General features: G+C 71.2%; 14 protein-coding genes. 7 read left to right on the top strand and 7 right to left on the bottom strand.

Features of this window, described 5'->3' with window-relative positions; all coding sequences use genetic code 11:
* The first annotated feature begins 51 nt into the window (after nt 1–51).
* Nucleotides 52–663 (top strand): hypothetical protein, encoded by a 612-nt coding sequence (locus tag OG689_RS35645; RefSeq protein WP_266325302.1) that lies wholly within the window; start codon nt 52–54, stop codon nt 661–663.
* Between the two features lie 75 nt (nt 664–738).
* Nucleotides 739–1521 (top strand): Mut7-C RNAse domain-containing protein, encoded by a 783-nt coding sequence (locus tag OG689_RS35640; protein ID WP_266325300.1) that lies wholly within the window; start codon nt 739–741, stop codon nt 1519–1521.
* A 458-nt stretch (nt 1522–1979) separates the two neighbouring features.
* Here OG689_RS35640 and OG689_RS35635 read toward each other — a convergent pair whose 3' ends face one another.
* A complete protein-coding gene (locus OG689_RS35635) occupies nt 1980–2816 on the bottom strand; it encodes an AraC family transcriptional regulator (RefSeq protein ID WP_266325298.1) in 837 nt (278 codons plus the stop codon).
* A 29-nt stretch (nt 2817–2845) separates the two neighbouring features.
* On the opposite strand from OG689_RS35635, the gene OG689_RS35630 reads away from it, so the two are divergent.
* Nucleotides 2846–3793 carry a phytanoyl-CoA dioxygenase family protein gene (locus OG689_RS35630; protein WP_266325296.1) on the top strand — a complete coding sequence of 316 codons (948 nt, stop codon included), beginning with the start codon at nt 2846–2848 and terminating at the stop codon, nt 3791–3793.
* Entirely contained in the window at nt 3790–4599 is an 810-nt protein-coding gene (locus OG689_RS35625; protein ID WP_266325294.1) for a hypothetical protein, read from the top strand. Before OG689_RS35630 ends, OG689_RS35625 begins: the two co-directional genes overlap by 4 nt.
* Nucleotides 4600–4757: 158 nt before the next feature.
* On the opposite strand, the gene OG689_RS35620 is transcribed toward OG689_RS35625, so the two are convergent.
* The 6 genes from OG689_RS35620 to OG689_RS35595 all read right to left on the bottom strand — a co-directional run bounded on the left by OG689_RS35620 (nt 4758) and on the right by OG689_RS35595 (nt 11270).
* Complete coding sequence (locus OG689_RS35620; protein WP_266325292.1) at nt 4758–5612, bottom strand: D-hexose-6-phosphate mutarotase; 855 nt, start codon at nt 5610–5612, stop codon at nt 4758–4760.
* 131 nt (nt 5613–5743) lie between these two features.
* On the bottom strand, nt 5744–6940 hold the full coding sequence (locus OG689_RS35615; RefSeq protein WP_266325290.1) for a hypothetical protein: 1197 nt from the start codon (nt 6938–6940) through the stop codon (nt 5744–5746).
* Entirely contained in the window at nt 6937–8181 is a 1245-nt protein-coding gene (locus OG689_RS35610; protein WP_266325288.1) for an MFS transporter, read from the bottom strand. The genes OG689_RS35615 and OG689_RS35610 overlap by 4 nt, the downstream gene beginning before the upstream one ends.
* On the bottom strand, nt 8178–8876 hold the full coding sequence (locus OG689_RS35605) for a YqcI/YcgG family protein (protein WP_266325286.1): 699 nt from the start codon (nt 8874–8876) through the stop codon (nt 8178–8180). Before OG689_RS35605 ends, OG689_RS35610 begins: the two co-directional genes overlap by 4 nt.
* A complete protein-coding gene (locus OG689_RS35600; protein ID WP_266325284.1) occupies nt 8857–10101 on the bottom strand; it encodes a hypothetical protein in 1245 nt (414 codons plus the stop codon). Before OG689_RS35600 ends, OG689_RS35605 begins: the two co-directional genes overlap by 20 nt.
* Nucleotides 10098–11270, bottom strand: coding sequence for an ATP-grasp domain-containing protein (locus OG689_RS35595; protein ID WP_266325282.1), 1173 nt, complete (start codon nt 11268–11270; stop codon nt 10098–10100). The genes OG689_RS35600 and OG689_RS35595 overlap by 4 nt, the downstream gene beginning before the upstream one ends.
* Nucleotides 11271–11938: 668 nt before the next feature.
* Here OG689_RS35595 and OG689_RS35590 point away from each other — a divergent pair.
* The 3 genes from OG689_RS35590 to OG689_RS35580 are packed head-to-tail and all read left to right on the top strand — an operon-like array spanning nt 11939 to nt 14686.
* Nucleotides 11939–13087: a phosphotransferase gene (locus OG689_RS35590; protein WP_266325280.1), complete on the top strand. Its 1149-nt coding sequence runs from the start codon at nt 11939–11941 to the stop codon at nt 13085–13087.
* 42 nt (nt 13088–13129) lie between these two features.
* On the top strand, nt 13130–13588 hold the full coding sequence (locus OG689_RS35585; RefSeq protein WP_266325278.1) for an NUDIX domain-containing protein: 459 nt from the start codon (nt 13130–13132) through the stop codon (nt 13586–13588).
* 54 nt (nt 13589–13642) lie between these two features.
* A complete protein-coding gene (locus tag OG689_RS35580; protein ID WP_266325276.1) occupies nt 13643–14686 on the top strand; it encodes an alcohol dehydrogenase catalytic domain-containing protein in 1044 nt (347 codons plus the stop codon).
* Nucleotides 14687–14705: the final 19 nt, after the last annotated feature.

Raw genomic sequence — 14705 nt, 5'->3', positions numbered from 1 at the left:
CCGGGCGCGATTGGCTCTTGCGTTGTCGGTCCCAGGGCGAAGAATGGTGCGATGTTGACGTTGCGCCCCGGAGTCGGTGTGGCCCTGCCGAACGCGGCCGGGTTGTTGAGGTTCGGGATGTCCCCCGCCGAGGTCCACGGCCTGTTGACGGCGGGCGGCGAGGTGAGGCGCAGCCGCCCCTGCATACGACTGGCGCTGACGCAGTACGCGGAACTGCGGCACGCGCACGACGCCTGGCTGAGCGGCCTGCTGTTCGAGCCCGACTGGAACCTCAGCGCGGTCGTCGACGGTGTCGTGCTGACCGTCGGCGGCGGCGGCCCCGGCGCCCCGGAGGGCCTGGCCCGGATCGACATCCGGGCGGACGACCCGTCGGCCGGGCCCGAGCCCGGCGTGGTCGCCTGGGACGACATCGACCTGTTCGGCTACCCCGCCGACGAGATAGAGAGCGTCCTGCCCGACCCGGCCGCCGTGCCCGGCACCGCCCCCGTCGATGTGATGGTGGAGCCGCTGGGCCTGCGGCTGTGGCGCGGCGGCCCCTCCGAGTCCGCCGACTGGCGCGGGGTGACCCTGCTCGGCCCCGGCGCCGGCGGCTGGAGAACCTGCTGCCCGGGCGCGCTCGTCTGCGCCCGGGAGGGCGACGCCCTGGTGGGCATCGTCCGCTGACCCGATGCCGCCGGGCGGGCCCACCGTCGCCTGAAGGCCTGGCAGCGGCCCGGCGGCCACTGGCATGCTGGCCGGGTGGAGAAACCCGAGATCTGGCTGAGCTTTGCCCCTGAACTGCACCTCTTCGTCGCCGCGGGACGGCGGGCCGGCCGATCGGCGGTACGGACGGACGGGGTCTCCACGCTCGGGCACGTGGTCGAGTCGCTGGGGGTCCCGCTCACCGAGGCGGGCGCCCTGCTGGTCGGCGGGCGACCGGTGCCCGTCTCGTACGTCCCCCTGGACGGCGAGGAGGTCTCCGTCCTGGCCGTCCCCAGGCCGCAACCGCTCCCGGGCCCGGCCCGGTTCCTGCTCGACGTCCACCTCGGCACGCTGGCCCGGCGGCTGCGGCTGCTGGGCGTCGACGCCGCGTACGAGAGCGTCGACATCGGCGACCCGGCGCTGGCCACCCGCTCGGCCGCCGAGCAGCGGGTGATGCTCTCCCGGGACCGCGGGCTGCTGCGCCGCCGCGAACTCTGGGCCGGCGCGTACGTGTACAGCCACCGCCCGCCCGAGCAACTGCGGGACGTGCTCTCCCGCTTCGCGCCGCCGCTGGCCCCCTGGACCAGGTGCACGGCCTGCAACGGAACCCTCCGCGAGGCCGCGAAGGAGTCCGTGCACGAGCAGTTGCGGGACGGCACCGAGCGCGCCTACGACGCGTTCGCGCAGTGCACCGACTGCGGTCAGGTCTACTGGCGCGGCGCCCACCACGCCAGCCTGAACGCGATCGTCGAGGAGTCGGTGCGCGAGTTCGGCGGCCCGGGCCAGGCCGCGGTGCTCCCCCAGGTTCCGGCGAAGCGCCCCGGGGGGCTCGGGCGCTGACCCGGCCTCGGTGGTGCGGGCCCGGCCTGCCCTGTACGGACCGCCGGAACGCCTCCTGCCCGGCCTGACCGCTCTCGCCCGACTCGGCGCGACGGGGACGGCTGCGCGGAGCGCGTCCGCCCGGTACCTGCTGGACCCACGGCCCCGGCGGCGGGGTGCATCGGGCGCGCCTGCCTGGCGTCGCAGACGGGTCACCTCGCCCTGCGCGGCGCCCTCGCCGCGGCGATCGTCGTCACGGTCGCCGCGACCGGCGCGGGATGTCGACGCGGCGACGGGCACCCGGCTGGTGGCCACCGCGATCGGGCGGACCTGCTCCGGGCCGTCGAGCCACCCGACCGGTTCGAGCGGTCCGGGCGGCCGCAGGAGGCCTGAACCGCTTGCTCACCGGCGGAACGGCCGCGGCCCCGCCCTCGAGATGCCGACTGTTCCGGTGCCTGGAACGGTGTCATGGCGGGGAGTCAGGGCTTCTGCTGCTGCCGGAAGGTGCTCGGGGGGACGCCGATCTGGCGGGTGAAGGCCCTGGTGAAGTACGCGGGGTCCGCGTAGCCGACCTCGCGGGCCACGCCGGCGATCGAGCGGTCGGTGAAGGCGAGGAGCCCCTTCGCCCGGTTGAGGCGGTGCCTGGTGAGGTAGTCGGTGGGCGTCGAGCCGGTGAGGCGGCGCACCTGCGTGGCCAGCGTGTCGCGGGAGACCGACAGCTCCCGGGCGACCGCGCCGATGCTCACCGGGCCGGCCGCGTCGCGGGCGAGGATGGCCAGCGCCCGCCGACCGATGTCGAGCGACGGGGGCAGTGCGGGCGGCGGCGCCGCCCGCGGGGTGCCGACCGCGGCGATCAGCACCTGCATCGTGGCCGCCGCGGCGACGTGGGAGCTCAACGATTCGGGTCGTGAGCCGAGTTCCAGCAGGGTGTCGAGCGCCGCACGGGTGCCCCCGGGGTCGGCCGGCTCGACCAGGGCCGGGCCCGCGGCCAGGTAGCCGAGGTCCTCGTAGCGGCCGGCGGCAGGCCCTTCGAACAGCACCCAGTACTCCGACCAGGTGCCCGGCGTCGGGCCGTAGGTATGCGGCACTCCTGGGGGCAGCCAGAAGAACGACCCCGCCGACACCGCGTACCGGCCGGGTGTCCCCCGCAGGGCGAGCGAGCCGGTGCCCTCGGTGACCAGCACACCCGCGTAGCCGGGCAGCGCACGATCGACGCGGGTGGTGTGCTGACCGAGGATCCGGCCCACCCCTGTGACCGCGACCCCCAGGGCATGGACCTCCGCCGGGGGCGTCAGGTAGTGCGCGGTCGACTGCATGGCGGCTCTCCCGGTCGACAGGAATCCAAGTGAAGCCGGAATCCGTGCATGGCCTGCACATCGTCACCGGCAGGACCATGTACGGCATGGAAGATAATCGATCGCCCGTCCTGACGGGAGTCCTGAGGTCCAACGGGTACGAGCTCGACCGGAGCACCCGACGCCTCGGCCGCCTGCTGCCCGTCCCGGACGCGGAGCGCAAAGACCTCGGCGCGCTGCGGGCTCGCTTCGACCGGGACGGCTACCTGTTCCTGCCCGGCTTCCTCGACCGGGAGAGCGTCCTCGACTTCCGTCGCCACTACTTCGCCACGCTGGCCCCCAGCGGCCTGTCCCTGCCGGGCACCGACCCCGGCGAGGGCGTCGCGGCCCCCCGAGAGGCCTTGGACCCGGCCCGGTTGCGCACCCTCCTCTTCAAGGAACTGGTGCCGGGGCAGCGCTACGAGGCACTGTGCCGTGACCCGAGGCTGGTGGCGTTCTACCGGTGGTTCCTCGGCACCCCTGACCTGCACCTGCACCGCCGGAAGATCATCCGGCACGTCGGCCCCGGCGAGTCCGGGATCGGCACTGCGACCCAGGCCCACTACGACCTGGTCTACCTGCGGGAGGGCAGCAGCAACGTGGTCTCCTGCTGGATTCCGCTGGGCGACGTCCCGGTCGACCGAGGCCCGCTGATCTACCTGGAGGGAAGCCACCGCAAGGTCCTGGCGCAGGAGGCGGCCGGCACCCTGAAGCGCCCGGCCGCGTCGATCACCGCCGACCTGCCGGCCCTGGCGGAGGAGTACGACTCCCGCTGGCTCGTGACCGACTTCTCGGCCGGGGACCTGATGGTCCACAGCGCCCACATCGTTCACGCGTCCCTGGACAACGAGGATCCCGCAGGGCGATTCCGCCTCTCCACCGACATCCGCTACCAGGCGGCCGGCGAGCCGATCGACCGGCGCTGGCAGAACCACTGGCACGACGAGGACGGACTGTGACCGCCCCCGGAAGCGCACTGACCGTGCACTGCAGCCTTCTCTCCACCGAGTTGGCCACGCCGCTCGACGTGGGCCTGCGCCGGATCGCCGAAGCGGGATTCGACGGCGTCCAGACCGAACCACCCCGGGCGGCGGACCTTGCCCGCTTCACCGGACTCGTCGGCGAGGCGGCCCTGGCGGTCTCCGGCTGCTGCGGCATCACCGAGACCCAAGCTGCGGAACCACTGTTCGAGCGGGCCGCCGCGGTCGGGATGATCAGCCTCAACGCGCAGGTCGACGGCTACTGGCGTGACGACGACTGGCAGGACGCCCGGATCCGCGAACTGCTGGACCTCAGCGAGCAGTACCGGGTCCCGTTCTTCCTGGAGACCCATCGGCACCGCCTCACCCAGGACGTCCGCCGCACCCTGGCCCTGGTGGGCCGGCACCCGACGCTCGCGCTGTGCGGCGACTTCAGCCACTACACCGTGATGTCGGAGCTCCGTGCCCCGTGGCCGGACGAATGGCGCGAGGCACTGCGTTCCCTGGCCGTGCGCTGCGGCGAGATCCAGGCGCGCCTCAACGACGGGCAACGCGTCCAGGACCCCGTCGAACTGGTGCCTCCCGCCCAGCAGGACGAGTTCTTCGACCTGTGGCGGACCGCACGCACGCAGTGGCACGGGCCGCGTTTCCTCGCCACCACCGAGCTGCTGCCGCGCTCCTTCGGATACGACACCACAGACCTTCGTGGCAGGCCGGTCGGTGACATCTGGCAGGACAGCCGGCAGCTCCTCGCGGAGCTCCGTCGCCGACTCGCCGGTGCGTGACCCGCCCGTCCGCCGTCCCTCCCTCCGTCCGTCCGTCCGTCCGTCCATCCAACGATGGCCGCGACAAGGGAGTGCGCGCACCGAGGGCTCGCCCTCGGGGCACCGGCCGTGGACGTCGCCGGACCGGGCCAGGGTGAACAGGCCGCCCGCCCCGAGTACTAGATGATCCGCACGGTGAGCCCGAGTCGAGCCGGCCGGCCCGGGCTGCTGACCAGCGGTCGGTTGATCCTGGCGGTCTCCAGGCAGGCGAAGCTGCGGTGACCTCCGTCGGCCAGGTCGCTGCATCCAGCCTTGCCCGGGTTCCACAGCACCACGTCGCTCTGCCCGTGGTGGCGGACCTCGATCCTGCGCCCGCGGCCCGGGTCGTTGATCAGGCTGACGTCATCGGCCTGCGTGTAGACCCGATCCAGGGGAGTCGTGAAGGTCAGGGACCCCTCCTGCCGGCCCTCCGCCCCGAGCAGGTCGTCGGTGTAGGTCTTCCCGAGGCCGGCCACGGTGACGGTGTCGATGTCACCGACCTGGAAGTAGCTGTGCAGAGCCGCGGTGCTCTCGTGGTCGCCGTCGACTTCCAGGTCGATCGCGCACTCCAGGCCGAGCCGGACGGTGACGCGTGCCGTGAACGCGTGCGGCCAGTACCGCCTGGTTTGCGCGCTCTCCCGCAGGGTCATGGTCAGCGTCACCCCCGCACCGTCCTCGCCGGAGTCGGTGAGCTCCCAGGGCAGGAGCCGGGCGAAGCCGTGGGAGGGCTCTGCCGCCGGGCCGAACCACGGCCAGCAGATCGGCACACCACCGCGGATGGCCCGGCCCTGCTCGAACCGTGCCTGTTCGCTCAGCCAGATCGCCGGTCCGGCCCCGGCAGGCTGCCAGGCGAGCACCTGCGCACCCTGCAGACTCACAGCGGCCCGCACCTGCGGATGGTCGATCACCAGGACCGGCAGCTCGTTCAGCCGGCGCTCACCGACCGACGCGCTGATCTTCCGGACGACCGGCAGTCCGAAGAGGCGTTCACTCATGCCCGAGATCCTTTCATGAACGATCCGGCAGGACCGGGCCGCGGCCTGCTCGCCCGCGAGCCGCGCCCGGCACCCGCATCGGTGAGCCCCGCCGGTGACGAAGTGGCCCGCCCGGTCGCGAAGTGGCCCGTTCAGTCGACGGTGGCGACATCCTTCAAGAAGGTGAGCTTGGAGAGGTATCCGCGGGACGCCTTCACCCCCCACTGGTCGAGGAGTCGCTGCGCCTCGTCCGCCAGCCGGTTCAGCTCGGGCTCGATGGTCTCCGCCCCGGCGCCGTAGCAGGCGCGGGTCTTGTGGTACTCGATCTCCAGCTGGCGCAGGACCCGCCCGTTCGCGCGGACCTCGTCCGTCTCCAGACCGAAGAAGTGACCGGTGGCGGCCGACTCGACGTTGACGTCGAACCTCGTCCGGACGAGGTGCGGCAGACGGCGGAGCCGCACGCCGGGCAGGGCCGACCTGATGTAGTCGGCGAACCGGTCCGAGTCGAGTCGGATCCCCTCGTCGAACTTCTCGATGCGGCGGAGGGCGTCCTCGTCGAAGAACTTGTACTTCACCACGAACGTGCCGTCCGGGTCCTTCATGAAGGCCACATAGCCGTTGCGGCCGTCCGCGTCGTGGACCTCGAAGGTGTCCTGCTCGTAGGTCCAGCGCTGCAGTTCGTTGCCGAGGTCGGGGACGAAACGGGCCAGTTGCCGATGCTGCACGGCTTCAGCGAGACCACTGGCGATCTCCCACGGCGAGGTCTCCGTCAGGAGGGTGAGCTTCAGCTCGATCTCCACCTCGCTCTCGAACCGGGTGGTCTGGGCCACCTCGTCCGTGAATCTGTGCAGCAGCACGGGCTGCTCCGCGCAGGCCACCCGGACGGCCTCGACCGGTGAGGCGCCGGCCGCGATCTCCCCCGCCCAGATGCGGGAGAACAGCAGCCCGGACTCCCGGATCCTGGAACAGCTGTACACATGGGTGCGGGTCGCCGCACCGGACACCTGCTCGGTCACCAGGAAGGCGGGCACCAGCCTCGGCCGGGCGTCGGTCCCGTCCCCGCCGGCGGAGTCGAACCTCCGGGCGTCCGCACGCACGTCGAAGGGCAGATGGGTCCAGACGGGCTCGGCGGGCCCGCACGGGAGGCTCTCGACCACCTCGCCGGACCGGCTCAGCACCTGCACACGATCCGCGGTGATCTCGCGGTACCGGAGCCACTCCGTGGTGCCGGCCGAACCCGTGAACGGTGCGAGGCGGACGGCGAGGAGCGAGGATGATGACGGCGAACCGACTCCGGGAAAGGCCGCGCCTGTCTCGTCGAGCAACAGCCAGCTGGTCGAGCGGGTCATGATGGGTTCCTCTCCACAGGAATGCGAGCGGGTTGTGCCCTGGCCGTCCGGTAGGTGTGGCCCGCCCAGACGGCGAGCGAGAGCGCCGAGAGAAGCAGCCCCGGCAGCCAGAAGAGAAAGCCGTCGAACCGCGTCGCCCAGGCGTAGATGAGACCGGACAGCGGGATCGCCCCGGTGATGAACATGCGGATCGCAGCGTTGACCCGGCCCGCGATGTCGACCGGGATGGTGCCCTGACGGTAGGTGATGGACGCGACATTGCCGGCCCCCAGACACAACGCCACCGCGGCGTAGCCGACCACCGTGGCCGCCAGGGCCGGTAGGGCCAGCACCCCCAGGAAGACCAGCAGCGCTCCTTGGAACAGCAGGATTCGCCGTTGCACCGGCCACTGCGGCAGGACGTACGGGGACAGTCGGCTCCCCAAGGCCCCGAGCAGCAGCCCGGCCGCGAGGACGAGTGAGATCAGCCGGGCGTCGAGCCGCCTCTCGCCGAACACCGTGACCAGCACGGTCTCCAGTTCTCCCACGGCGAGGTTGGACACCGAGAGCGTCACGACCAGCCAGAGGATGTCGGGCTTCGCCACCCAGCGCAGTCCCATCAGCAGGTCCTGGCGGATGCCGGTCCGGACTCCGGTCGACGGGATACGCGGCAGGAACAGCGCCACCAGGCCGGCCGCGGCATAGAGACCCGCGATGATCCAGGACGCGAACTCGGGCCCGCGAACAGTGATCGCGAAGCCGCCGAGGAGAAGTCCCACCACCTTCGACAGTTCGATGGCCGAGGACAGCTTCGCCACGGCGACGGCCTGCTTGTCCGCCTCGACCAGTTTGGGGATCAGCACGAACTGGCCGGTGATCGTGACCGCCACCGCTCCGAAACCGGAGAGGAGGAGCAGCACTCCCAGCGCCACCCGGTCGGTGAGCAGCAGTGCCACCAGGACCATGCAGAGAGCCTGGACCACCTGCGCCCAGGCGAAGACCGTCCTCTTGTCGAAGCGGTCGATGACGGAGCCGAGCAGCGGGGAGGCGATGAACGGCAGTGCCCGCAGGGCGAAGGCTGCCAGCGCGATGGCCGGCGAGTCGGTCTCGGACAGCACCGCGAGCGGGACGACGACGCCCAGCTGCCAGTCCGCGATCTTGGACAGGACCGACGCGGCGATGACGATCCGGAGCGACCGGGTGGCTCCGTGCTCGGCCACCGCCCCGGGTGAGCGGTCGTCCTGGTCGGCCGCGGGGCTCATGATTCTTCTCCTTCGGTCACGTCCATGGCCTCAAGTCCGTCGCCGAGGAAGAACTGGAGGGCCTCCCGACTGTCGGGATCCCCGTAGCTGCCGAGGGCGGGGTGTGCTTCGACGTCGTCGTAGTCGGCCAGGCGCCTGCGAATGGTGTCCCGGGCGCGGGGGGTGCCCCGTGCCTGCCGGTCGAAGGACTCCCGGGCCTGGGCGACGACGGTGAAGCGGGATCCCACGTTCCGGCTGCGGCGGGCCTTGTGGCGGGGGGAGCTGAAGTTGAGGAACAGGCCGACCCCGTCGAGCCACAGCTCCCAGTCGTGGTCGCGCGGATCGGGGAACGTGTGGTCCGGGTGGTCGAGGACGTTCTGCCGCATGACCGCGCGCACGATGCTCCGGGCCAGAGCGAGGTCGTCGTCGAGCGAGGGTTCGCCGGGCTGGTCGACGAAGACGACGCCGATCGCGTCCGGCGTGTGCCGGATGATCCCGGTCAGTTCGAGCAGGGCCGCTGTCGTGGCGGTCCCGGCCTCGCCGTCGGAGCGGGGGACGCGGCCGAAGAACAGCTCCGCGGTGTTGAACGGCAGTGTGGAGAAGACGCACGGGAACTCATGGGTGTTCACAATTCCGCTGAACTCGCCCACCAGTTTGAGAAGTTGACTTCCTCCTGGGTCGACGACGCGATGCAGCTCATCGATTCGGTACAGCATGGTCACCTTCCGGCGCATTCGGCCGCGGGGCTCCGCCGGCCCGGACCGCGTCGACCACCAGGGCGAACCGGCGGTCGAGTTCCTCCTCGGTGTCGGCGGTCAGAACGGCCAGATGGGCGTAGTCCGCGGAGTGTCGCACCCGCCCTGGGCTCCGCCGGGGCGAGAAATGGTAGGAGCTCAGGCCCGGCACACACTCCTGGAGCCCCTCGGCAGGCCGGTCCTCGCCGGTGGCGCAGTGGTAGATCCCGATCAGTCCGGTGGCCCGGGACGGCGGGGCGATCACCGCGGGCAGGCTCGGTGCGGTCCCCGACTGGATCTCGACGGCGGCCCGTACGATGTCGATGCCGTACGCGCTGAGGAGCAGGTCCCTGATGCCGCCGCCGCCCGGCCGGGCGGCGGCCTCGCAGAAGACCAACTCACCGCCGGGCCGGCGGAAGAACTCGACGTGGGTGACCGCGGAGCCCGGGGCCAGGACGGCGAGCACCTGTGCGTTCTCGGCACGGAGGGCCTCGTGCACCGCTCCCCCGGTCAGGACCACGCTGCCGCAGACGCCGCCCGGCCGGAATTCGCCGGGGGCCGAGAGGTAGCGGGACACCGCGGTGAAGACGATCCGTCCGTCCACGACGACCGAGTCGCAGTGGTACATGGCGCCGGTGACGAACTCCTCAGCCTCGACCTGCTCCCCGCGCGCCTCCAGCTCCCGTGCCGCGGCGTTCGCCGCGGCGAGGTCGTCGGCGATCCGTACCTGCTCAGAGCCGAGGCCCCAACGGCTCTTGACGACTGTTCGCCCTTTCCAGGGCACGGCGGTGAGCTCCTCGCCGGGCCCGAGCGCCCGGTACTGCGGCAGCCCGGAGTACCCGGCTCCGCGGAGGGCGTCCTTCATCACGATCTTGTCCCGGAAGCGGAGTGTGGTGGCGACGTCGGTTCCGGCGAGCCCGTGGCTTTCCCGTAGGACGGCGGCCAGGAGCAGGTCCTTCTCGTGGAGGGCGACGACCTGTCGGATCCGGTGGGTCTCGACCAGCCAGCGGGCCGCGGCTTCCAGGCGGTCGGCGAAGTAGCTGTCCACCACGGTCAGGTGGGGGAACGCCGTGGCGTCGTAGCCGGCCAGCCCACCTCCGAAGGTACGGGTGAGCAGGAAGCGGTTCTCGGGCGCGGTCGGCAGGTGGCTCCCGCGGTGTCCTGTCGCCCAGGTGAGGTCGTGGCGGTTGATGATCAGGGTTCTCACGAGGCGGCGTCCTCCGTCGTGACGATGGAATCGGGCCGAAGGTCCGCAGCGGCTTGCTGACAGGCCTCCGGCGACGGGCCGGTGACGGTGGCCATGCCCACCCGGTCCCCGGAGCTCCGGAGTTCTCCCACCAGGTCGCCGACCGCCACGTCGACCTCCCAGGCCACCACGTCCGCACCGGGGAGTGCCGCCGGCCGGTCCGCGATCGCGGCGACACGGCCGGGGGACGCGGTGAAGAAGACGTTGGCAGCGGCTGCCACCGCCCCCGCGCCGGGTGCCGGGCGCTGCCCCAGCGGCCACCCGATGCTGACGCGCCGCCAGTCGACGCCTGTGGTGAGGGCCACCAGGTCGGCGATCCCGTCGCCGCCCGGCCTGTTGTGGGTCTCGATGACCTTGATCGAGCCCTCGTGGAGCTTGAGTTCGGTGTGGGCGGGACCGTCCCGCAGGCCGAGTGCGTCGAGGAGCTCGCGGGTCGCCTGTTCGATCCGTGCCCGCGCGGAGGCGTCCAGCGCCGCCGGAGGCATCAGGTGCGCGGTCTCGACGAAGCCTGCGCCGGTGCCCTTCTCCGCGACGGCGACGATCTCGTGCACGCCGTCGGCGGAGAACGACTCGACACTGAACTCGGCCCCCGGAGCGAAGGCCTCGAACAGGTAGTGGCCCTGTGCGGCGAGCGCCTGCGCCTGCGCCGGTGCACGCAGCAGCAGGATTCCGCTGCTCGCGGTGCCGGACACCGGCTTGGCGATGACTCCGTACGGCGACCGGAAGAGCTCCTCCAGAGTGTCCCCGTCCCCGGGAGCGGCGAACGGCACGTTGAGATGGGGCGCGCGTTGCGCGAGAAGACGCCGCATACCGGCCTTGTCACGCATCGCCCTCACCACGGCGAGCGGAACCGCGGGGGTTCCCAGCACTTCGGCCATCACTGCGGCCGGTTCCAGGCCGTGCTCGGTGACGGACACCACCGCGGCCGGCCGCCGAGGCTTCAGGACTCGTTCGGCGAACGAACGTGCGACCGGTTCGTCCTGGTAGTCGAAGCTGAAGAGTTCGTCGACATCATCCCGGAGAACCTCCGGTCTCAACGACCCCGGCTGCTGGACGAACACGATCTCAGAACTCAGTGACTGCGCGACGCGCGCGATGTTTTTGGACGCGCCGACAACGACAAGACTCACGGATCCCCGCCCCCCGAATGGCTGCTCATGTGAGTTATCAAGCCCCGGCCACTATCACCACGCGGGCCGAGCGGTGTCAATCCGTATTCGTCCGATCCGTTTACCGCAACGACCGCCGGGCGCTATGTCGGATTTCTCCGCCATGCCGTGTTCGCACCGGCTTGCGAGACCGGTCCACCACTGTCCGACTTCGACCCGGGTTCATATTCCGGACACATTAAATTAAGTAACTTCGGCAATGACCCCTCTGACCTGTGAGTTGTTCGGACCGACACCCCCGATGCCCCCTGCCGGCGGGTGCCGCACGGTCGATATCCGTTGATCAGTGTTCGCCCGGTTGCTACGGTACGGTCATGTGCCATCGGCTGGGGGGACCCGCCGAGGGCACCGGGTCGGGCGGTCTTGACGCACCTGGGCTTCCGTCAGGGGCTGCCGGGCAGCGACTCGGGGGAATCCAACGGGGGATGGTCATGGCTGGCGAAGTCATCGGCATGTTGCGTGCCGATTTATCCTCGGGGAAGTTTTCGGAACTTCGTACCCGGTACAATGACGGGACAGTTCTTGAGGTCTTCTCCGGCATTCGGCGAAAGACTTTCGAGGGAGGAAGGACAGCTGGGGACAACTGGCCCGGAATCGTTCTGGGGCCGGGCCGTGAGACACACTTCTGCGTGACCGCGGAATCCGGCGGATACGTCGTTGACGTGCAGCGCACGGTTTCCCCGACGGGCCGGGCGGTACGGCAGATCCACACGCTGCACCTGGACGACGGCCGGATCGTCCGCCATGTCGTCCACCCGGCCCGCCCCAGGGAGCCGGCGGACCTGCCGGCCGGTTCGGTCCGGTCCTTGCTTGCCGGTCCGATCAGCGAGTTCCACCACGACGGACTGTCCGGCGCGTCACTGTTCCGGGCCTGGCTGCCCACCGGGGAACCGGTCGTGGTGAAGCACGTCCGGCCCGGACAGGACTGGATGGCACGGGCGACCCACGACCCCGGCCGCGAGGCACTGCTGTTCGAGGACGGAGTCCTCGGCACCCTTCCGCCACCCCTGTCCAGCCCGGTGATCGCCACCGAACGGGTGGCGGACGGCTGGCTCCTGGTCATGCGGGACGTCGGCGAGCAACGCAACCGGCTCCGGTCCACCGCTCCGGTACCGGCCGGCGAAGCGACACTCGCCGCCGTCCACGGCCTGCACGCGAAGTTCACCGGTATCCGGGCCGGGGACTGGCTGTGTTCCACGGAGGACCGGCTGCGGCTCTTCTCGCCGCTGCGGCCCTTCCTGGAACTCGGGTACTCCGACACCCTCCCGAAGACCCTCACCCGGACGTGGGAGACCTTCACGGAGCTCACCGACCCGTCGTTGTCGGCCGCCGTCCTGGAACTCGTCCTCGACCCGAACGGCCTCCTGCGGGCACTCGACCAGGCGGCGCCGGGCACCCTCCTGCACGGCGACTACCGGCCGGCCAACCTCGGCCTGGGCGAGAACGAGGTGTTCGCGCTCGACTGGGGCCTGGCCTGCCACGGCCCGGCCGTGCTCGATTTCGTCTGGTACCTGTCGAACGCGGCCTGGGGCGGCGACGACGACCGGAACCGACTGGGAGCCGTGTGGGAGCGGCTCACCGGTGACAGTCCCACCGGCCGGGCCATGGACCTCGCGGTCGTCTTCCACGCCGTCATGGGCGAGGTCGCCTTCCTGGTGGCGGAGAACCACCACCAGCCCCCCGGATTCCCCAGGCCGTCGGACGAGACCGCGGCTTGGTGGCTGCGCCGGCTCCACGACGCCTTCGAGCGGGTGGGCGACCTCAGCCGGCCGAACTGAACGGACAGACGAACCTCGTCTGCGATTCGAAGGACGGTTCCCGTGAAGATTCAGCGCGGTGTCTACCTGATCATGGTCAGGGACCGGAAGGTCCTGGCCCTGCGGCGGCTGGAGGACGAGGATCCGCTCTTCAAGGGCGTCCTCGACTACCCGGGCGGACGTATGCACGCGGGAGAGGAGCCCGTCGAGGCGGCCCGACGCGAAGGCCTGGAGGAGACCGGCCTGCACGTGGAGCGGGTGGAGTTCCTCCGCGAATGGGAGCACCTCTGGGACAACGGCTCCTCCTTCCACGTCACCACGTTCATCGGCTGGAGCCCGGCCGGCGACGTGAAGTTGAGCGACGAGCACTCGGAACACCACTGGCTCACCCCCTCGGAGGTCCTCGGCCAGGAGATCGCCGAGCACCAGCGGGAGTCGGAGATCTTCCGCTCCTGGCTCGACGGCTTCGAGGAGGACACCCGGCTCGTCGAGCGCCGGATCGCCGCCGGCGACGCCGGCTGAGCGACACCAGTACCGAACCACCCATCAGCCAGCGCACGGAAAGTGGGAGATCGCATGCTTGCGGCAGTCTTCAACGGAGTCGGCGACATCCGCGTGGAACGGGTCGCGGACCCCCGGATCGAGTCCCCGACCGATGCGGTCGTCCGGATCAGCGCGGCCGGAGTCTGCGGATCGGACCTGTGGTACTACCGCGGGAGCGACCCGATCGACCCGGGCGCACGCCTCGGACACGAATTCGTCGGGGTCGTCGAGGAGATCGGCACCGAGGTCACCGGCCTGCGCCCCGGCGACCGCGTGGTCGCACCCTTCAGCTACTCCGACGGCACCTGCCCCACCTGCCGCAACGGCCTGCCGACCTCCTGTTCCCTGGGCGGGTTCTGGGGCGGCGATGCCAGCCCCGGCGGCGCCCAGGCCGAGGCGATCCGGGTGCCGTTCGCCGACGCCAACCTGGTACGGCTGCCGGACACGGGCGGCTCGGCCACGGACCTGGTCCCCTACCTCGCGCTGGCCGACGTCCTCCCGACGGCCCTGCACGCGGTCACCGCCGGCGAGGTGGGCCCCGGTTCCAGCGTGACGATCGTGGGCGACGGCCCGGTGGCCCTGGCCACCGTCGTCTGCGCCCTGCGGCAGGGCGCGGAGCAGGTCCTCGTCCTCGGCCACCACCCTCAACGCCTGGCGCTGGCAGAGAAGTTCGGCGCCACCTCGACGGCGTTGTCCCCGGACGACGCAGAGGCCGTCACCGAACTGGTCCGCCGGGAGCTGGGCGACCGCTCGTCCACGGCCGTCGACTGCGTCGGCACCCAGTCGTCGGTCGATTCGGCGCTCGCGGCCGTCCGCGACGGCGGAGTGTTCGGCTACGTCGGCCTTCCGATCACCGGGGCCCGGGTGACGCTGTTGGACGTGTTCGACCGGAACGTCTCCATCCGCGGCGGCGTCGCACCCGCCCGCAGGTACATCCCGGAGCTGCTCCACGACGTGATCGAGGGCCGGATCGACCCGTCGCCGCTGTTCGAGCGGCTGCTGCCCCTGAGCGAGGTCCAGGCCGCCTACGCCGCGATGGACCAGCGCCTGGCGGTCAAGGCGGCCGTCCTCCCGTAGCCCGCGCCGTCAGGCCCCA

This window comes from Kitasatospora sp. NBC_00240 (assembly GCF_026342405.1).
In the GTDB taxonomy this organism is placed as follows: Bacteria; Actinomycetota; Actinomycetes; order Streptomycetales; family Streptomycetaceae; genus Kitasatospora.
Note: the sequence above shows the minus strand (reverse complement) of the source record. Positions and strands in the feature narration are given on the sequence as shown.

Coding starts and splice junctions, on each gene's coding strand:
- OG689_RS35645 (WP_266325302.1), top strand. CDS start 52: ATGTTGACGTTGCGCCCCGGAGTCGGTGTGGCCCTGCCGAACGCGGCC.
- OG689_RS35580 (WP_266325276.1), top strand. CDS start 13,643: ATGCTTGCGGCAGTCTTCAACGGAGTCGGCGACATCCGCGTGGAACGG.
- OG689_RS35615 (WP_266325290.1), bottom strand. CDS start 6,940: ATGACCCGCTCGACCAGCTGGCTGTTGCTCGACGAGACAGGCGCGGCC.
- OG689_RS35635 (WP_266325298.1), bottom strand. CDS start 2,816: ATGCAGTCGACCGCGCACTACCTGACGCCCCCGGCGGAGGTCCATGCC.
- OG689_RS35605 (WP_266325286.1), bottom strand. CDS start 8,876: ATGCTGTACCGAATCGATGAGCTGCATCGCGTCGTCGACCCAGGAGGA.
- OG689_RS35610 (WP_266325288.1), bottom strand. CDS start 8,181: ATGAGCCCCGCGGCCGACCAGGACGACCGCTCACCCGGGGCGGTGGCC.
- OG689_RS35620 (WP_266325292.1), bottom strand. CDS start 5,612: ATGAGTGAACGCCTCTTCGGACTGCCGGTCGTCCGGAAGATCAGCGCG.